The organism is Legionella sp. MW5194 (genome assembly GCF_016864235.1).
Taxonomy (GTDB): domain Bacteria; phylum Pseudomonadota; class Gammaproteobacteria; order Legionellales; family Legionellaceae; genus Legionella_C.
Genome location: NZ_CP045732.1, coordinates 207569 through 226398 on the forward strand (window position 1 = coordinate 207569; position 18830 = coordinate 226398).

Sequence of the window (18830 nt, forward strand, 5' to 3'; positions counted from 1 at the left end):
CAAATTTTCTGTAATTGTAAGTTATACTATTCCATATTCTAGAATTTAGAATGGGCTATTTGCAATTCGCGAATAGCGAATAAAATACGTGGAGCACGGTTCGCTTCCAGCATCAGTACGCTATTTTTAGGGGCCTATTTGGGGGCTTTTTTAAAAATCACATTGAAATAGTTGTTTATTATCAATTAATTATGTGGCTAATGTGATGGCCGCCCCACCAATACACCATCCCACCAAAGACCACCGAAGAACATCAAAAACCCTTATGCAGTAAGGGTTTAATGAGGGTTTGTCGGCTGTCTTTCATCCTCTCTCATAGCCTCCAAATGATCCCAAAAAGTGCCCATTTTTCTGAAAAATGTACCCAATTTGTGCCCAAAAAGTATTACCCATCAGCGATGCCTTTTTATCCATGGGGGGATTGGCTTGTGATCACTCCATAAGCCCAATTTTTGAGATTGCGTGTATTTCTGTAGTTCGTATAGTGATTTATCGGTGACGTATTTATTATAAACCCATGCCATGCCCAGTTTAACCTGTTCTGAATTGGCATCGATGCCATTACAAGAAACGCGACCAAGGACTCGACCGTACCGATCGTGCTTCTGGGTTGTAACGGTAGCCATTTTGTTAAAACATAGTTTAGCGAGACTCTGCTTTGATTTATTACCAAATGGCTGACTTTTCTCAGGCGCATCAATTTCTGTCAGGCGGATTTTGATTTGCTTATGGTTGTTGGTCAAAATGGTAAGAGTATCTCCGTCTGCAATCTTTATGACTAATCCAGTCATTGTTATTGTCGCGGAATTGCAAGAAAGAGAAAATAAACTGAGTGAAATCAAAAGCCACCTTTTAATTATCTGGGTCTGTGCCATTTTGCTCATTCGATTTCTCTTTATTTTTATTGAGTGACTTTAAAAATTCAGGACATATCTGCTTTGATTGGCTTATCGTACCGTCCATACAAACAAAATAATTGTTAAGGCAATGCGATATCCCTCCCTTTTTCCCTGAGCAGGGGGTATTTTGAGAGAGGCTATTTGTGGAAAAAAACAGACAAGAAAGCATCGCAAATAATTTAAAGTCCATTTTATTAGCCGAAGAATCCTCTTTGCTGAGTATAGATTACCTTCCGGGGCTATATAAAACTTCTAATAGAAAATTGAACAATTCCAATAATATCACCCTCATTTTTTTCTAAAGCGATATTCCCCCAATTATCATTTTCTGCTTTTAATTCAAACGACTGAATGATCCTCTCCCAAAAACAGAGCCGTCAAAAACTAGAAAAAATTGACATCCGAGATTTTCTGCCTAAACTGATTTGGGGTCAAATTGTTCAGGGAGGAATGGGGCCGAAAATCGTTGTAATCTTGACGCCATTCCTCAATTTTTCTTTTAGCATCTTCCAGAGAAAGAAACCAGTGGCTGTTCAGGCATTCATCCCTAAAACTGCCATTAAATGACTCAATAAACGCGTTATCTGTTGGTTTTCCGGGCCTTGAGAAATCCAAAGTTACATTATTCTGATAAGCCCATTTGTCTAATATCTTTGAAATAAACTCAGGGCCATTATCAATCCGGATGCTTTTGGTAGCCTGTTATCAAGGACTCTGAGCTCCTCAAGAACATTCACAACTTCCTCACTTCGAATAGTCGGCCCTACATGAATAGCCATGCATTCCCGACTAAAATTATCGACTATAGTTAAAGCCCGTATTCTCCTCCCATTAAACAGATTGTCAGAAACAAAGTCCATGCTCCAGCATTCGTTTAAAGTGGACGCCATTAATCGTTCTTCTCTGTGCGCACCAGCAACATGACGGCGCGGACGCTTTCTGCGAAGATTAAGACCTTCCTCACAATAAATGCGGTGAACTTTTTGTGATTAATAACCCATCCTTCCCGCCTTAATAAAACATGAATGCGTTGATAACCATAACGTACCCGTGTGTGGGCTATCTCACGTATACGGTGTCTTACTGCTGTATCTTCGCCACGACATGAACGGTACTGATATACACTACGGCTTAACATTAGAACGTCACAACTTCTGCGGATGCTTATCCGGTAACTGTCCTGAAGGGCTAATGCCAACGCTCGCTTTTTCCGTGGCTTTAAAGCTTTTGACAGAACATCCTGCAACATCTGCTTATCAAGACTTAGGTCAGCAACCAACTGCTTAAGACGCTTGTTTTCATCTTCCAGCTGACGAAGTTTCCTGAGTTCCGATGCACCAAGCCCACCATATTTTTTCTTCCATATGTAAAATGTCGCCTCGCTTATTCCCAGCTTTCGGCATACCTCTGAAACACTCGTTCCCAGTTCCGCCTGCTTCAACCCAAACAGAATTTGTTCTTCTGTAAATTTGCTTCTTTTCATGATGGCTTATACCTTTTTTGCTTGTTGATATTTTGCCAGATTTCTCCAGTTTAGGGTGGATCTATTTTCAGGGAGGAGATCAGATTTCAGACAAAACTACCTCTTTATTAGTTGATATAGCTCCATAATACAATGATCATCACCTAAGTACCCAAGCTGAGATAGAATTTTACATAACTTATTTCTCACCAAAAATAGTAGTGAGGTTTTCTATTTCCCAAAGGAAAACTGAGAAAACCAGAATCCTGTCCTCTCAAAATCATACCGCACAATCTCTTGTTCTCCCTTCGTTTGGGTCTAGTCATGTACCTGTTCCGCCAACTATGAGGGCACCCGCAGGGAAAAGCGACCCGCCATTTAAGAGAAGGACCAGTGTATTTACGTTTTATACGACCGTTTTTATCTCTATCACGCGCCTTATTTTTTACAGACATTTTAATTCCTAAGTTGATTAACTTAGTAAATGTCTTTTGCAAATCCCCATATGGTTTTATTCATTAGAATCTCTGGCATAATTAATATGCAAGAATAACACAGACCAGCATGCAAACTGTAATGCCGATATTACCTTTCGCTTGGATTAGAGACTGTAGAGCTAGCGAGACAGCATGTTCAGATTGAATTTGAAGCGGGCGTGATTCAGGGATTAATAGCGGCACTATTTGTGGCCAATTTTAGACTGTGAAAGACAACCTGATGAATTTTCGAGAAAGCAGAATATCCTAGAGCAGGCTTGGTTAGCCTTTCATCCTTGAACCCACATGATATTTTCCCTTGAGACAGCATCATGGAGTCATACGTGTGGCGCGTTTTATAGGTATTTTGATAGCAAACCTCTGCTTTTTTTAAACCGGTGAATTCTTTCTGCCTTTCCAGTGCTTCCAAGGCAGGGGAAAGGAGAAGTACTTCACGGTTACCGGCCTCCGTTTTCGGCCTTTCAATTCCTTTGCAACGATGGTTTCTTCAATACTCATTAATTGGTTCTTCCAGTCGATGCCTGTCCCGCATAATCCAACCAATTCAGAAATACATAAACCGGTAAAAAAGGCAAATTGAAATAAATTTCGCAATTAGCCATCAGACGAATTCAGAATGGCATTTATTTCATCAACACTGAACAGACCGGGCTTGTAATCGCTGCAGTTGGTGTTTTGCGGAGGATTTTATCGATAATAATACTGTTTAATGGGTTTTGTCATTCAGCATGCTAAAGGGACCGTCGATCAGCAGCTAATGGGACCGCCTAAAATGTCAAAACGGTACCTATCAAACTTGTCCACTTTTAGTTAATTATACATGTTATTTTCGCTTTTGTTTCTCGCTCTCCTCTGTAACTGGGACCATCTAATGTAACCCGATATGAATTATGTCTTAATCTATCGATAGTGGCTGCAGCAAGTAATCGATTAGGGAAAGCAGAACCCCATTCGCTAAAGTCCAGATTGGATGTAATGATCGTTGATGCACGCTCATATCTTTCCGAGATTAGGTCGTGAAAATCCTCATCCTGGGGGTTGCGTAATGGTCTTAGTCCAAAATCATCGATGATTAGTAGTGGCATTTTCACCAGTTCTGAGAACTTTTTATCAAATCGACCTGATGCTCTAGCTGCTTGCAACTCATTAAAGAGTTGATTTTGCGAAAGCCAGAGTGTATCGATTCCTCTTGTATCGCACAATGAGCTATGGCTTGAGCAATATGAGATTTCCTGTTCCACAAGGTCCTACGATGAGAATGGGAACTTTTTCTGCAATAAATGAACACGAGATTAACTCCTGTATTTGAGCGCGATTGATTTTAAGGTTAAAGTCAAAATCGAATGATTCTATCGTCTTGTCACCACGGATACGTGCACGCTTCATTCGTGTTCTTAATTTTTTGTTTTCCCTTCCTAATAACTCATCTTGAAGCAGTAATCCCAGAAACTCAGGTAGCTTAGCTTCTTTTCTATAGACTCACGGTTACGCAGCGGGATGTTCTCAGCAACATGCGATAACCGTAGTTGTTTTAACTGCGAAGATAGCTCGGGCATCGGGTTTATCATCATTTGTCTCCTGTTGTTTGTATTAGTGTAATAAGTGGGACGTATTCCGGCAGAACTTTCCCCCTACCGAATAGGGTTTGGCCAATGTTGTCGGTTCTTCCTCATGCGGTAAGGCTTGCTTTTCAGCCCCAACCTCTAGCATCGTCTTGATTGTTTTATAATGCACGCTTTGAAAACAAGCGCTCTATGGCAAGCAGCCTCCAGACGGTCATCGCCATATTTTTCCTAAGACCGAGAATGCTTTGTGCAGCCCGAAGATAATCTACGACTGAATCATTTAATAGTCCCTCAATAGCAATCACGCATTGGCTTCCAACTTCATGTGCTTGCTTTAGGCACCACTGGGCATCTCGCATCGAGTAAGCCAAAGCATTCGGTGGAAGGTGTTCTGGTATTGTATGTTTGGTGCCTGGTATTTCGAGTTTCGGATGGAGTGCTACCAGTTGATGATTGAAATACAGTCGGATAGTTGTATCCGTTGCTCTAAGCCAAAGCTCTTGCCGTGCGAGGCGATATGGACCTGAATATCGGCATTTCTTGTATTGCACATGGCAATCACCATGAAGCTTGACCTTTTCCCACGCCGCAAACTCGGGCGGATGGTTAGGCAGTTTTTTAAGAAGAGGTTGTTCAATTTCAAATAGAACCAAAGGCTTTTCATGAGTAGTGCCGGTTGCGCGCGCCAGCCTCTTGTATTAACCAGATCTTTAACTGCTCGTTCGCATCGTTTAAGCTTCTAAACTGGCGCAGTGGAACAAAGCGGTTTTTAACGTACTTAACCCCGGATTCAACTCGGCCTTTTTTCTGGGGATCATACGGAGGACATGGGGAAATAATAAAACCATAGCCTGATGCGCACTCCCCATATGCCTTTTGAACGCAAGGGTTGTGGTAACAAGCTTTCGTAATCGCACACTTCGCGTTATCTATAATTATTTTTTCTGGAACACCATTAAACCATTCAAAGGCACGCCGATGGCAGGCAAGCCATGTCTCAACATCCTGATGTAAGACCATTTCTGCATACATATGACGGCTCCAGGAGAGCACCATCACAAAGATCCAGGTCTTCTGTTCCTCTCCTTTGCCATCAGTAATTTTAGGTCCTTGCCCAAAGTCAACCTGTGCTGATTCGCCCGGTTTAAACTCTAATATCGTGGTGACCGCTCGTTGTTTTTCCTTGTAAGACTTGATATAGCGTTGAACAACGCTATAACTACTTTAAAACCATGTTCTCGTTGTAAATGAGCATAGATAGTGCTGGCCTGAACGCCCTGTCTGGTCCATTCTTCAATCTTCACCCGGTATGGCTGTATGCTCAAAAAGCTATTGGCACTGCTCTTTTCAAAAATAACGCCAGTTCCTGTTCTGTGGGGATTGACTTATCCTTTTCTAACCAGCCTTGCTCTATCGCAATGTCACGCACCCTCCTAAGCGTTTTTCTATCGGCAAGTTTGTCACGGGACAGCCCTCTGAGCGTAGCGCCTTGACGCAATTGGCTAATAATAATGATATATTCGTGCATCTCAAATCTCCGGTTTGACATCCATTTCCCATTTATGAATAAACAGAGAAAATTATGTTCATTTTTAACCAAAGTTTGATAGGTGGGGTGGTCCCTTTAGCTGCTGACAGCCCGGTCCCTTTATGTGATGACTAGGTGGTCCCATTAAGTGCTAATGGGGTGGTCCCTTTAGGTGATGACAAAGTGGTCCCATTAGGGTGCTGAATGACAGGTTTTCTTTAATGTATGGATCAACCAAGGCCTGTTCAATGACGGTTCTTAAAAGGATTAAAATATTTGAAACGGTTTTTGTGGTGCAATGTACGATTGTATCCATTTGCGGATAATAGCCGGTTGTAGATTGGCAGTTTTTCAAACATTGGTAAAAGATGCCCATCGCAAATTTTTTTTATAGCCGCGATAAGGTTCAACAGATTTTTACTATTAATGTCGGGGGCTTAATATGAAAAATTAGCCAGTGCGATTGTGTTTAAAGAGGCCTATAAAATATTTTACGAATTTCTCTTGGCGTCTATCCGATTTTATTAATTTTACTTTTCTATAAACTTGATGCGAATAAACTCCATGAAAACTACATTAACCCCAAAAATAAATCTTGATCCTCATGTCGATCACTTCATGAAGGAAACCATCGAGGTTGCCAGGTCTAACCCCATGGCACCGTATGGCGCGATCATTGTGTATGATGATCGTGAGATTCTATTTAAATCGGTTAACTCTGCCAATAACCATCCTTTAATGCATGGTGAGTTATCGGTTATCCATGCTTTATTTAGTGATGGATTTGATGGAGATAAGAGTAAATTAAGCCTTTACAGCACGGCTGAACCTTGCCCCATGTGTGCGGCTGCTGTGTATTGGGCGATGATCCCTAAGGTATTCTATGGTTCATCAATTTCATTTTTACATGGTTTATTTGGTAGGCAGATTCAAATCGGTGCAAAGGAAATTTTAACCAGTACCCCTAATTTTTATGAGGTAGAGTTGGTGAGTGGGGTTATGGAAGAGCATTGTAATGATTTATTTCTGAAAGCAAAATTACTGCAGGGAAACCAGCATGATTAAAAAAATTGTTTCAGGTGGACAAACGGGCGTTGATCAAGCCGCGTTATTAATCGCAACTGAAATGGGTATCGATATCGGTGGCTGGTGTCCGAAGGGCGGCCTGGATGAGAACAACGTTAATGTCTTAAAGCAATTCCCTGCCTTGAAAGAAGCAAAAATCAGCGATCCTGATGAGCGAACGAAATTAAACATACTGGTCATCCCATTTGGCAGAGAAAGCATCCAGTGCCATTTCAGCCTCAATGAGCGTATTTGCACTGTAGATGCTTTTTAAATCAGCGGCAAGTATTTTGCGGTCTTTCCAGCTCACATAAGACAGGGATTGGCGGATTTTATGGACAATACAAAGCTGAACTTTGGCGTAAGGGTAGACCGTTTCGATGGCTTCCGGGAAACCAGTCAAGCCGTCAACACAGGCAATAAATATCTCATCCAGACCTCTGTTTTTTAAATCAGTCAGCACATTAAGCCAGAATTTTGCGCCCTCATTTTGACTAATCCACATGCCAAGTAGTTCTTTATGTCCTTGGGTATTTACACCCAGTGCCAAATACACGGCTTTATTGGTAATGCCTTTATCCGTCTTTACCTTGACCACCAGACAATCCAGATAAACAATGGGAAAGCAGCTATCCAGAGGCCTTGATTGCCAGGCTCGCACATCAGCCAAAACAGCATCTGTAACATTGGAAATTAACGTTGGGGAAATGGTAGTCCCATAAATTTCTTCCAGCTCTGACTGGATATCACGGGTGCTTAATCCACGAGAATAAAAGGAAATAATTTTCTCATCAAGACCGTCAAAGCGAGTGGCATGCTTGGGGATGAGTTGCGGCTCGAACGAGCCCGCGCGGTCCCGAGGTACGGCAATTTCCATTTCACCTTCACTGACATGAATTTTCTTTTTGCTGTAACCGTTTCGAGAATTATCTTTGCGTGATTCACCTTTATCATGCTTTTCATGGCCCAGATGTGCAGTAAGCTCGCCGGCTAGAGCAGCTTCCAATCCCCGTCTTTTTAATTGTTTGAAAAACTCGGTGAAATCTTCAGGTGTTTTGCAATTTCTGGCTATCTCTTTTGCCAATTCATCTATATCTTCAGTCATAGTTGTTCTCATCATATTTGTCAGCACTATCCAGTGCCGACAGATTATATGCTATGACTAATTACACAAAATTATTTACAGATCCGCGGTTTGATCCATTTCCTGACCACTTTGTTCAAGCAGCAATTTATTTTTGCTTAACACGTTAAAAAGTTGAGGTGTCTTTTCCTTGTCAAGGCTTTTCAGTTGCTGATTAAGCTGATGAAGCTGCGTTTGAACGCGGTGCTGCATGGCATTAAACTCTAGTGCAAGGGCGTCCAGGGTTGCAGTGTTTAGGTACTCAGTAACGGTCCCCGAGGCAGTCTTTTCCTTTTCATCCAGCCCCTCTTCTTCAGCCAGCAGTTCCATATCCGAAGCCGATAATTTATCGAATTCCTTAAAAAGGGATCGAAGTTGCTCTGTCATATGAGCAGGAGACTGGTTTAACGTGACCCTGAGAGTATGGTCAAGAGCGACCGATGAATACTCATCGATATGGGTTAATACCGTTAACAGGTTCGGTGTTACCCGGATAAACCCTTTAAGTTCCTCAGGATAGTATTTATCATTGCTTTTACTGAATTCAGGGTAACTAAAAAGAGCATCCGTTACATGATCCCAGTACGTTGGCCCGGAATCACAGTCCAGCCATATCCATAAAAAATTGCTGTTCACACCGATAACAGTCCCAAGTCCTTTTGGGGTATTGATGCGTTCTAAAAAATGGGTCCCGAACGGTTGAGTGGCCTCCGGAGAGGTATTAATGGTTATTTCTTTTTTTGACTTGGTTTTTAAACAAATGCTGGAAATAGCCTGCTCCGATTTTAAATGCACAATGGCACCTCAAGTTGGTTGGAATGTTTACGTTGCAGGAGTGTACTTATTTTTCAAATGCATGTACATATTTGGTCATTCTGGATTTGATTAGATCGTTATGTATATAAAATGATGTTAGGTGCGCCGTTTATTCTGGTCTGGGCATCAAGACAGACGAAGAATGGCTTGCATAATCGCTTGTTTTATTTTATTTCTATCGATGATGTTCGCAACCGCACGAATGGGGCTCGTTGGCGTTTCCATCATTTGAATCAGTTGACGGTCAAGACCGGGCATGGAATACCATAATCCCTTGAATTCCTGTTTTAAAATACCTTGGGCATTGAGGCATGGAAAGGCAATGGTCTGGGGTATGTAGTGATTAATTTCCTCGGAATGCAATGCAAGGAATAATGTAACGGGGTCAGCCAAGCCGGTGTTTTTTTTGTGATTGGCATCAATCCGGTGCCAGTTTTTCCAGTCCTCCAACACGGCCTGGCCTAAGTGCGATTGCAAATGCTGAGCGATGTTATCGAACTCCTCCGGACTAATGTAAAAATGGTGGCTTTCAATGAATTCACTGGAGATAAAAACGGTTTCAATCTGGTTTAGGACATCGGCTGTGATTTCGGGAGATATTAGCCCATTATACCCTTTGGGGTAATCGCCGCCCATGGCATAGAGCTTAATGTTGTCTTTAATTGTTTCATCAAGCAACAGTGCGGCATGGATGTTATGCAAGGGGCCTAGAGCCACAATAACCAGCTTATGTTCGGGGGAATAGTGTTTTGCGGTTCGTACAATAAAAGCGGGGGCTGATTCTGACTCAACGGGAAGATCATTAAAGCGTTGCCCATAGACTCTTCGATAAGCAGCCGCTTGCCTGATATGCCAGCTTTTTTCACCTTCATCGGGATTTGGGTAGCCATAAAATGGGGGCCATAATGGGTTTTGCTGCAGGAAAAGGTATTTGGAGTCGGTTCGTTTTACCCCGATACCGGCATAAACGGGGATTGAGGGAAAACCGCGCTCTGTCATGATAAGCTTGGCAATCCGCGCCTTGTCTTCGGGTTCAATGTGGTTGGTTGTTACGGCCAATGGTTGATGAGAGCTGTCCAGCGCGAGCAACAAGGCCAGCACATCGTCAATGTCGCCGCCGATATCGGTGTCCACAATGTAATCAAACGACGTGTCCGCCGCAGGGCAGACAATGGCGAATAACGACAGCATCACAGTAAAAAAACAGCTTAAGATCAAGCGGGGCAATGAACCATACCCGAAAAAGTTATTCCCGTGACAAGACAAAGGGCTTCTCCAACATCAGAAAAACAATAAAAGTTAGCAGCTTAAAACCAAGACGGTTCATGTGGCCATGTTCCATCGCATATTGAATAAACAATTCATCGGCGAGAATAAATACGGCATCGATTGCAAGAATCACCAGAAATGCCGTGTAGGCACGCTGCAAGTAGTGGTTATTTTTTTCTGAAACCCATACGGCGCGCGCAAAAAAGAAGGTGATAATCCAGGCGAAGACAACAATAATAAAATAGGACAGCAGAAATAAGGGCTCGTTATTGAGCTTATAAAGTGAAAAAGTCTGCACCACCAAATCATAATTTCCCGACGTGTAAACCCAGTGGGCGGGTAAGAGATGCAGACGCTGCAACAAATTAACCGTATCACTTAAAGCAACCAGTAAAGACCAGAGCATCCAGAACAGGAGGATGCCTTTGGCAATCCATCGAAGCGCGCGATTGTCCTTTTCAAAAAAAGTATCCAAACTCATCTTTACTGCTTCCTTAAGGATAAGTCACCGTCAGCGGGTCATCAATTGCGATAGTCACCGGTTGCGTCCACGTCGGGCCTGGAGACGTATAAGTTACTCCTGGTGTTGGGTTATTTCCTGGACCGCCCGGATTGTATAAGGGTAAATAGGGAGGGGTCGCTGGAATAATGACGGCAGTGATTAAACGCATGGCCGCTTCATCCCCTTTTAAAATGATGTCAAGGTAATTGTCGCGATCCGCCACATAGGCATCATTTAAAGGGAGATCGTATTTCCCTAAATCCGCGAGACCGACTACCTGAATGACGCCGGCAGAAAAATTATAAGGGATATTGGCTTGCGTGATGAACTGTGATACGCCGCCGTCCACTACCTCTATTTGAAAAAAGGTTTCAAAGTCGGTGGGTAGGATAGCTGAAACGCCGTCAGGAGAAATGCCGGCTGTAGTATAGATGCGTAATCGGTATTCTGCATCGGGTCCGTACAGTGCCGTGCCGCCATTCGGAAGATTACTTCGAAAGGCAACCGGTGCATTTTGCCCGACATCGTTCATGATGCTTAATTTGGCGCCAATTAATTTAGGACCTCCGCCGGGTTGGTAAGGATTGCCACTGGATTTACTCAAACCCACTGCACTCACCGGGCCGTTGGGACCCACCAGTTTCAATGTGGTTCCATTATCAACGACGGTGACCTTGGTCGGGTAAACGGCCCCGGGTGTTCCGGGTGAAAGTCGATTGCCGAATTTGCCAAAAATGACGACACAACTGCGCTTGTTGTATAAAAAATTAGGTGTGATCGATGCCACTTCCGGCTGCACGATTTCGCCGGTATTCAACGTTAAACGAAAATCAGTCGGGCGTACGGTACTGGGCAGCACGGGCCAACTGAAACAAATCGGCATGGCATCGGCATGATTGGTCGGATAACCAAAGCCAAAAGCGACATCCGTCGGTGTTTGTGCCGTGGTGTAGGCAGCAAAAGGCGCACCGGGGGTTGTAATCGTCATCCAGGCGCCACCGGCGGCGACAACGCCCGATTCATTGCCAGGAACCCCTTCAATGCCTTCAAACCCGTAATTGGCAGACAATATTTCGGGCTGATTGCCCCACAAGTCCGCGTTAATTAATTTATCTTCCAACAGGGATTGGTAAGCCAGGGAGGGCGGGGGGATCACGTTAACCCGCAATAAATCATTGGCATTGGTTACTCCGGCGCAACTCACGCCATCGTTCCAGCAGGCCATTAACACATTGGGAGCGCGGGCGCCACTGATGACATCGCCCACGCGCAACCCGTTGGCTGAAACCGTCAGGGTCAAGGTGCAGCTGGCGTTGGGCGCCAAGGTAAACCTTGAGCCGCATCCCGTCGCATGGATGCTGGTATGGGGTGGCAGAGAGACAATGGTCGCATTGATGGCGGTGAGCGGATTTGGATTGGTAATCTGATATTTCGCATGCACCGGAAAGCCGATGGGCACTTCTCGTGGTAGCAATGTGTTGGGCTGAGGTTTAATCAAAAAGGCGAGATTTTGCTGCTCGTTAGTGAATGCTGCCCGCGCATGGCCACTGGCGTGGGTAAGCGTCAAAAGCAGAAGAATCGGTAATACAATTCGATGGGAATGCTTCAAATGAGTCATTATTAGGAACCTTTTATATAGACCAGCTGATCTGTGCCAAAACGGTATTCATGTGCAAATGCGATTGGCTTAAATGATTGGATACGTGGGTTTGTCGTATCGCACCATCGCCAAGGCCAACCGGTCCCAAGTCAGAAAACAGATACCCTATTCCCGCTGTTACATTCGGGGCGAGCAAGGTATCGATACCTAAACCAAGGGCATAACTTAACGACGAGCGGTCATGGTTGGCGTAAGTTGGTGTTATCGTGAGATACCCTGGGACGGTGGTATAAAAATGTTCAGCGCGATTAAATCCCGCGCCAATACCGGCGATCAGATAGGGATAAAATCGTTGTCCCCATTGGTGCTGCAATTTCGCATCGATTAATAACTGCGACAGTTCAATGGTGTATTCGTAGTTAGCACTGTAGAGTGGCGGGAAAATCCCTTGTTGCAGGGTGCCCCTTACCGCCATGCTGCTGAATTGATGGTAGCTTAAGCCAATGATGAAGCTGTTTAATGGATTAAGCGGGAATCGGCGTCCCAGTGAAATGCCATACCGCGTCGTCGACGCATCCCTATCCGGTAAATAATTAAATGTGCTGTATCCCAGTTGAAAATGAGCGGACTGGCTTAATTGCTTCGTTTTCGCAGCGCCTGCATCCAAGCCCAGAACAAAGCGTTTATCACTGAGAGTGCCTATGTCGCGGCAGTAAGATCCTTGCATTAACACGTAGCAGAGTGAGAATAAAATAAACTGTCGTTTCAATCCATGTCCTTATCAATTGCAATCCTTGTGAACCGCCAGTTTATACAAAAATGAGTTGAAGGAATAGCCATGAAAGGGGTTGCATTCCGGCAGCGAGAAATGGCGTTTGGCTGAATTCATCGCTGCTAATCGGAATCACCCCTGATACTTCTCATGCAGTAATATCATTAAAATGATAAACAAGCCCCAGGTTAAACTGGCTTGTGGTTGGGTGATTGAAGATTAAGCTCCCTTCCACCAGGCCTCGTCGATTGATGACGGGATCGGTAAAGGATTGGTAGATATTGATTACCCATTCCCCTCGAAGGCTCAGGTTTTTCGAAAGGGTCGTGTTGAGGCCCAAGCCTGTTTGAAAGCCGTTTAAGTCGTGCTCATTGTTAAAAGTCGTGACAACACCGGTAGCTAACAAGGCACGCCCTTCGCCACTCACCTTCAATGCGCCGTTAATATACCCTGCACGGGCATAGGCAAGTGTGTTATTGTTGATTTTAATTCCTGGTAAAACGGCAACGCCAGCATGTCGCTTATTGCGCACATTAAACGAGGCGAAGGTAAGCCCTTCCAAATTGACCGGGTTATCATCAAAAATCGCTGCTTTAGCCTCATTATCAGAAAAATTTAAAAACCCCTCGACACCAAGATAGAAAGGGGAAGGGAAATGAATGGCAAAACCGGCGAACAGACCTCCGGCTATGGCTATATCGGTCAGGTGGGTTTGGCCAAAGCGATTGACTAATCCTGTCGCGAAGCGAATATCAGTCAACTTGATATTGTACTTGGAATAATCTCCCGAGAGATTAGCACCGATGTAAAAATCTTTTTTATACTGAAGACTTAAGTCTGGAGAAGCATTCATTGCGCCAGCCAAAACGCTTGCTGCATGCGCAATCCCAAAGAGTAGGAGTCCAAGTTTTTTCATAAAAATTCCTTTGATACGATAACCATCAGCCAAACCAGCACGCCGTGTTATACTAAAATCATTTCGATCGATTAACAATCCGGTGTTTACGGGGATTTTTGCTGTAGGTACAAAATAGCCATGGTATGTGCGAATGATTAAATTTGCTGCCTGTCACGCCTGATTTTTGGACATGTGCTCACCATTGAAACCCCAGCGGTAAAATAATCAGAATAAATGCCGCAACTTTCTGCTGCAAATCAGTATAAAATCCTGTACAATATGTGACAATTTTTTATCCATTTAAATTTTAGAAGAGTGCTATGGCTGATTTAAACCTTTACAGAAACATTGGTATCTTCGCTCACGTCGATGCTGGAAAAACCACGACTACCGAACGTATTCTCAAACTGACCGGTAGAATCCATAAAATGGGTGAGGTTCACGAAGGTGAATCAACAACCGACTTCATGGAGCAGGAAGCCGAGCGCGGCATTACCATCCAGTCCGCAGCGGTCAGTTGCTTCTGGAAAGGCACCCGCTTCAATATTATCGATACCCCGGGCCACGTTGACTTCACGGTTGAAGTGTACCGTTCACTGAAGGTACTTGATGGCGGTATCGGTGTATTCTGTGGTTCCGGTGGTGTTGAGCCTCAGTCAGAAACCAACTGGCGCTATGCGAACAATTCCAAAGTTGCCCGGTTGATTTTCGTCAACAAACTGGACCGTATCGGGGCAAACTTCCTGAAAGTCACCGAACAGATTAAAAAAGTCCTCGGTGCCAAGCCTTTAATCATGACATTGCCTATCGGCATTGAAGAGAACTTCGTCGGTGTGGTCGATTTATTAACCCGTAAAGCCTATGTCTGGGATGAAACGGGCCAACCAGAAAATTACAGCGTAACAGATGTTCCTGCCGATATGCAGGACGATGTGGAAACCTATCGTGCGCAATTAATTGAAACGGCGCTTGAGATGGACGATGAGCTGCTGATGGGTTATCTGGAGGGGGTTGAGCCTTCAATCGAAGAAATCAAGCGTTGCATCCGTATTGGTACGCGTGAATTGGCCTTCTTCCCAACTTATTGCGGTTCAGCCTTTAAAAACAAAGGGATGCAGTTGTTGCTGGATGCAGTCGTTGATTACTTACCTGCTCCGCATGAAGTGAATCCACAGCCATTGACCAATGCTGAAGGCGAGCCAAACGGTGAATTTGCTCTCGTTTCACCCGACGAGCCCTTCCGTGCCCTGGCCTTTAAAATCATGGACGACCGTTTCGGCGCCTTGACTTTCGTCCGTATTTATTCAGGAAAACTGAATAAAGGGGACACCATTCTTAACTCCTTTACCGGTAAGACAGAACGTGTCGGTCGTATGGTTGAGATGCAGGCCAATGAGCGTAATGAATTACAAAGTGCAGAAGCGGGCGACATCATCGCTATCGTCGGTATGAAAAACGTCCGTACCGGTCACACCCTTTGCGATCCAAATCACGAGTGTACACTGGAAGCGATGGTTTTCCCTGAGCCGGTTATTTCCATTGCCGTTTCGCCAAAAGACAAGGGCTCAACTGAAAAAATGAGCATTGCCATTGGTAAGATGGTTGCCGAAGATCCGACCTTCCGAGTTGAGACGGATGAAGATTCAGGTGAAACCATTCTTCGCGGTATGGGTGAATTACACCTCGACATTAAAGTGGATATCTTAAAGCGTACTTATGACGTGGAATTGATTGTCGGTCAGCCCCAGGTGGCTTACCGTGAAACAATCACCAAATCCATTCAGGACAGCTACACCCACAAGAAACAATCCGGTGGTGCTGGTCAATACGGTAAGATTGATTACACGATTGAACCTGGCGAGCCGAACAGTGGATTCACTTTCCTCACGTCCGTTGTGGGTGGAAACGTGCCCAAGGAATTCTTCCCTGCCATTGAAAAAGGTTTCCGCTCGATGATGGGCACTGGACCTCTGGCCGGCTTCCCTGTACTGGATGTGGTTATTAACCTCACTGATGGTGCTTACCACGCGGTTGACTCGTCTGCGATTGCGTTTGAAATTGCGGCCAAAGGCGCGTTTCGTCAGTCGATGCCAAAAGCAGGTCCTCAGTTGCTCGAGCCCATCATGAAGGTGGATGTTTACAGTACCGAAGAAGATGTCGGTAACGTGATTGGTGACTTGAACCGTCGTCGCGGTATGATTTCCGGTCAGGAGCCCAGTGCTGCCGGTGTTCGCATCAAGGCCGATGTTCCTCTTTCAGAAATGTTTGGTTACATCAGCACGCTGCGTACCCTGACGTCTGGTCGTGGTCAATTCTCCATGGAATTCTCTCACTATGCGCCTTGCCCAACCAGCGTGGCTGAAGCAGTGATTGCCAAAGAGAAAGAAAAGAAAGCCGCATTGGCCAAATAAGCCTGCCGTTTGTATTTAAAAGCCCTGTCAGCTTATGCTGGCAGGGCTTTTTTATTTAATGGATGATTAACTAACAACGTCTCCACGGTGGTCGCTTTTCCATAATCTCCCAGGAATCAGGAAGTCAGATCGAAACGATCCGCATTCATCACTTTCGTCCAGGCAGCAACAAAGTCGTGCACAAATTTTTCTTTGTTATCGTCCTGAGCATAGACCTCGACATAGGCGCGAAGGATGGAGTTGGAACCAAACACCAGATCCACGCGTGTGGCGGTCCACTTCAGGGTATTTGTTTTACGATCGCGAATCTCATACAGATGAGGTCCTGCTGGTTTCCATGTGTAGGCCATATCGGTCAGATTAACAAAGAAATCAGTGGTCAGAACCCCTTCGCGCTCGGTCAGTACACCGTGCCTGGTGTTGTTATAATTCGTCCCTAACACCCGCATCCCACCAATCAGCACCGTCATTTCAGGGGCTGTCAGACCGAGGAGTTGGGTTTGATTGAGTAAAAGCTCTTCGGGACGAACAGGTGATTCCTCCTTAAGCCAATTACGATAACCATCGTGAAGGGGTTCCAGTACGGCAAAAGAATCGACATCCGTCATCGCGTCCGTGGCATCGCCGCGACCCGGAGCAAAAGGAACGGTAATATCAAAACCCGCGGCTTTCGCTGCCTGTTCAATCCCGACATTGCCAGCAAGAACAATTACATCCGCCACGCTGGCACCGGTTTCTGCGGCAATTGCTTCGAGAATCTTAAGAACCTTTGCCAGACGGTGCGGTTCATTGCCTTCCCAGTCTTTTTGTGGCGCCAGGCGAATGCGTGCGCCATTCGCGCCCCCTCTCTTATCCGAGCCTCGGAATGTTCGAGCACTGTCCCAGGCTGTAGAAACCATTTCGCCGATACTTAACGCACTGGCCCGGATTTTCTCTTTGACGGTGGCCACATCATACGTTTTGTTACCTGTCGGAACAGGATCCTGCCAAATCAATTCCTCATCGGGTACATAAGGTCCAATGTAGCGTGCCTTTGGACCCATGTCGCGATGGGTCAGTTTGAACCAGGCGCGCGCAAATACGTCTGAAAAATAAGCCGGATCCTTGTAGAATCGTTCAGCAATTTGCCGATAAACGGGATCTTTCTTCATGGCCATGTCCGCATCGGTCATGATCGGATTTTGGCGAATGCCCGGATCGGCCACATCGACGGGTTTGTCTTCTTCCTTGATGTTAATCGGCTCCCACTGCCAGGCGCCGGCAGGACTTTTTTTCAGTTCCCAGTCATAGGTCAGGAGGAGATAAAAATAACCGTTATCCCATTGGGTGGGATGGGTTGTCCAGGCTCCCTCAAGACCACTGGTCACAGCATAGCGACCGATGCCGCCAAGCCAGCCAAGCCCTTGATCGTCAACATTGGCGGCTTCAGGGGCAGGTCCCAACTGTTTGGGATCGCCGTTGCCATGGCATTTTCCCACCGTATGGCCGCCCGCCGTTAACGCGACGGTCTCCTCGTCATTCATCGCCATGCGTCGGAAGGTTATACGCACATCCTGAGCCGTCCGCAGTGGATCAGGATGTCCCCCAACCCCTTCAGGATTCACATAAACCAATCCCATTTGCACGGCCGCCAGCGCATTTTCGAGGGATTCACGGTTGTCATCAGCATAACGTTCCGTGCCCAGCCATTCTTTTTCTGAACCCCAATAAATGTGTTTTTCGGGATGCCAGATGTCTTCACGGCCGAAACCAAACCCAAAGGTTTTAAGCCCCATGGATTCATAAGCAATGGTGCCGGCAAAAACAATCAAATCGGCCCAACTGAGACGATTGCCGTATTTCCTTTTAATTGGCCATAATAATCGCCGTGCCTTATCGAGATTCACGTTATCGGGCCAGGAGTTCAGTGGCGCAAAACGCTGACCGCCCGTGCCCGCACCGCCTCGACCATCGGCGATACGATAGGATCCGGCAGCATGCCAGGACATGCGAATCATAAGACCGCCATAATGACCCCAATCCGCAGGCCACCAGCTTTGACTATCCGTCATCAAGGCGAGCAAATCCTTCTTGAGTTCCTCAAAATTGAGCTTCCTTACTTCCTCTCGGTAGTTGAAGTGTTTTCCCATGGGATTGGTTTGCGTATCCTGCTGATGCAGGATGTCGAAATTTAGATTTTCTGGCCACCAGTCAAAGCTCGAGTGGCCTGTTGATAAGATACCGTGCAACGCAGGGCATTTTGAGGTGGTATTGATGTTTGTTGTATCCATAGGTATCTGCCGGTAATCCATTAATAGTGTCATCGTTTTTAACTATATACTGAGCCTTTCGCAAAAGAAATATTGATTCGGCTGTCTGTCCATGCCTCATGCGTATCGCTTGGTTGTATTTGCCAGATTGAGGATGACAATGTCCCTACCAAT

General features: G+C 45.3%; 16 protein-coding genes and 2 pseudogenes. 3 read left to right on the forward strand and 15 right to left on the reverse strand.

The window, feature by feature from the left end; genetic code table 11:
* Positions 1 to 392: 392 nt before the first annotated feature.
* The 7 genes and pseudogenes from GH742_RS00985 to istA all read right to left on the reverse strand — a co-directional run bounded on the left by GH742_RS00985 (position 393) and on the right by istA (position 5951).
* On the reverse strand, positions 393 to 875 hold the full coding sequence (locus GH742_RS00985) for a thermonuclease family protein (protein ID WP_239005238.1): 483 nt from the start codon (positions 873 to 875) through the stop codon (positions 393 to 395).
* Positions 853 to 1089: a hypothetical protein gene (locus tag GH742_RS00990; RefSeq protein ID WP_203455761.1), complete on the reverse strand. Its 237-nt coding sequence runs from the start codon at positions 1087 to 1089 to the stop codon at positions 853 to 855. Before GH742_RS00990 ends, GH742_RS00985 begins: the two co-directional genes overlap by 23 nt.
* Positions 1090 to 1283: 194 nt before the next feature.
* A pseudogene (locus GH742_RS00995) lies at positions 1284 to 2382 on the reverse strand (IS3 family transposase).
* 1282 nt (positions 2383 to 3664) lie between these two features.
* The gene (locus GH742_RS15710; protein ID WP_203455762.1) at positions 3665 to 4060 is read right to left on the reverse strand and encodes an ATP-binding protein; all 396 of its coding nucleotides are present in this window, start codon (positions 4058 to 4060) and stop codon (positions 3665 to 3667) included.
* Between the two features lie 4 nt (positions 4061 to 4064).
* Positions 4065 to 4304: an ATP-binding protein gene (locus GH742_RS15715; RefSeq protein ID WP_370569538.1), complete on the reverse strand. Its 240-nt coding sequence runs from the start codon at positions 4302 to 4304 to the stop codon at positions 4065 to 4067.
* The gene (locus GH742_RS01010) at positions 4274 to 4429 is read right to left on the reverse strand and encodes a hypothetical protein (RefSeq protein WP_203455764.1); all 156 of its coding nucleotides are present in this window, start codon (positions 4427 to 4429) and stop codon (positions 4274 to 4276) included. The genes GH742_RS15715 and GH742_RS01010 overlap by 31 nt, the downstream gene beginning before the upstream one ends.
* 19 nt (positions 4430 to 4448) lie before the next feature.
* Positions 4449 to 5951 (reverse strand): annotated as a pseudogene (gene istA, locus GH742_RS15805) (IS21 family transposase).
* A gap of 564 nt (positions 5952 to 6515) precedes the next feature.
* Here istA and GH742_RS01020 point away from each other — a divergent pair.
* Both GH742_RS01020 and GH742_RS01025 read left to right on the forward strand, forming a co-directional pair.
* Positions 6516 to 7016 (forward strand): deaminase, encoded by a 501-nt coding sequence (locus tag GH742_RS01020; protein WP_203455765.1) that lies wholly within the window; start codon positions 6516 to 6518, stop codon positions 7014 to 7016.
* Positions 7009 to 7290 carry a YpsA SLOG family protein gene (locus tag GH742_RS01025; protein WP_203455766.1) on the forward strand — a complete coding sequence of 94 codons (282 nt, stop codon included), beginning with the start codon at positions 7009 to 7011 and terminating at the stop codon, positions 7288 to 7290. The genes GH742_RS01020 and GH742_RS01025 overlap by 8 nt, the downstream gene beginning before the upstream one ends.
* Here the strand turns inward: GH742_RS01025 and GH742_RS01030 are convergent.
* From GH742_RS01030 to GH742_RS01060, 7 genes are all read right to left on the reverse strand, one after another.
* Entirely contained in the window at positions 7201 to 8121 is a 921-nt protein-coding gene (locus GH742_RS01030; RefSeq protein WP_203455767.1) for an IS256 family transposase, read from the reverse strand. The two genes, GH742_RS01025 and GH742_RS01030, sit on opposite strands and share 90 nt — an antisense overlap.
* A 75-nt stretch (positions 8122 to 8196) precedes the next feature.
* Positions 8197 to 8934 carry a hypothetical protein gene (locus GH742_RS01035; RefSeq protein ID WP_203455768.1) on the reverse strand — a complete coding sequence of 246 codons (738 nt, stop codon included), beginning with the start codon at positions 8932 to 8934 and terminating at the stop codon, positions 8197 to 8199.
* 147 nt (positions 8935 to 9081) lie between these two features.
* The gene (locus tag GH742_RS01040; protein WP_203455769.1) at positions 9082 to 10182 is read right to left on the reverse strand and encodes a nucleoside hydrolase; all 1101 of its coding nucleotides are present in this window, start codon (positions 10180 to 10182) and stop codon (positions 9082 to 9084) included.
* A 19-nt stretch (positions 10183 to 10201) separates the two neighbouring features.
* Positions 10202 to 10705, reverse strand: a complete 504-nt coding sequence (locus GH742_RS01045; RefSeq protein WP_203455770.1) for a hypothetical protein — start codon at positions 10703 to 10705, stop codon at positions 10202 to 10204.
* A 13-nt stretch (positions 10706 to 10718) separates the two neighbouring features.
* The gene (locus tag GH742_RS01050) at positions 10719 to 12344 is read right to left on the reverse strand and encodes a hypothetical protein (RefSeq protein ID WP_203455771.1); all 1626 of its coding nucleotides are present in this window, start codon (positions 12342 to 12344) and stop codon (positions 10719 to 10721) included.
* 13 nt (positions 12345 to 12357) lie between these two features.
* A complete protein-coding gene (locus tag GH742_RS01055; protein WP_203455772.1) occupies positions 12358 to 13095 on the reverse strand; it encodes an outer membrane protein in 738 nt (245 codons plus the stop codon).
* Positions 13096 to 13246: 151 nt separating this feature from the next.
* Entirely contained in the window at positions 13247 to 14014 is a 768-nt protein-coding gene (locus tag GH742_RS01060; protein WP_203455773.1) for an outer membrane protein, read from the reverse strand.
* Between the two features lie 302 nt (positions 14015 to 14316).
* Between GH742_RS01060 and fusA the strand changes: the two genes are divergently transcribed.
* Positions 14317 to 16407 (forward strand): elongation factor G, encoded by a 2091-nt coding sequence (fusA, locus tag GH742_RS01065; protein WP_203455774.1) that lies wholly within the window; start codon positions 14317 to 14319, stop codon positions 16405 to 16407.
* Between the two features lie 116 nt (positions 16408 to 16523).
* On the opposite strand, the gene katG is transcribed toward fusA, so the two are convergent.
* Positions 16524 to 18677 carry a catalase/peroxidase HPI gene (gene katG / locus GH742_RS01070; RefSeq protein ID WP_203456798.1) on the reverse strand — a complete coding sequence of 718 codons (2154 nt, stop codon included), beginning with the start codon at positions 18675 to 18677 and terminating at the stop codon, positions 16524 to 16526.
* Positions 18678 to 18830: the final 153 nt, after the last annotated feature.

Excerpts from the sequence above, each read along its gene's own strand:
- GH742_RS01010 (WP_203455764.1), bottom strand. The coding sequence starts at position 4,429 with ATGATGATAAACCCGATGCCCGAGCTATCTTCGCAGTTAAAACAACTA.
- GH742_RS01045 (WP_203455770.1), bottom strand. The coding sequence starts at position 10,705 with ATGAGTTTGGATACTTTTTTTGAAAAGGACAATCGCGCGCTTCGATGG.
- GH742_RS01025 (WP_203455766.1), top strand. The coding sequence starts at position 7,009 with ATGATTAAAAAAATTGTTTCAGGTGGACAAACGGGCGTTGATCAAGCC.
- GH742_RS01060 (WP_203455773.1), bottom strand. The coding sequence starts at position 14,014 with ATGAAAAAACTTGGACTCCTACTCTTTGGGATTGCGCATGCAGCAAGC.
- GH742_RS00990 (WP_203455761.1), bottom strand. The coding sequence starts at position 1,089 with ATGGACTTTAAATTATTTGCGATGCTTTCTTGTCTGTTTTTTTCCACA.
- GH742_RS01020 (WP_203455765.1), top strand. The coding sequence starts at position 6,516 with ATGAAAACTACATTAACCCCAAAAATAAATCTTGATCCTCATGTCGAT.
- GH742_RS01050 (WP_203455771.1), bottom strand. The coding sequence starts at position 12,344 with ATGACTCATTTGAAGCATTCCCATCGAATTGTATTACCGATTCTTCTG.
- katG (WP_203456798.1), bottom strand. The coding sequence starts at position 18,677 with ATGGATACAACAAACATCAATACCACCTCAAAATGCCCTGCGTTGCAC.
- GH742_RS01030 (WP_203455767.1), bottom strand. The coding sequence starts at position 8,121 with ATGACTGAAGATATAGATGAATTGGCAAAAGAGATAGCCAGAAATTGC.
- fusA (WP_203455774.1), top strand. The coding sequence starts at position 14,317 with ATGGCTGATTTAAACCTTTACAGAAACATTGGTATCTTCGCTCACGTC.
- GH742_RS00985 (WP_239005238.1), bottom strand. The coding sequence starts at position 875 with ATGGCACAGACCCAGATAATTAAAAGGTGGCTTTTGATTTCACTCAGT.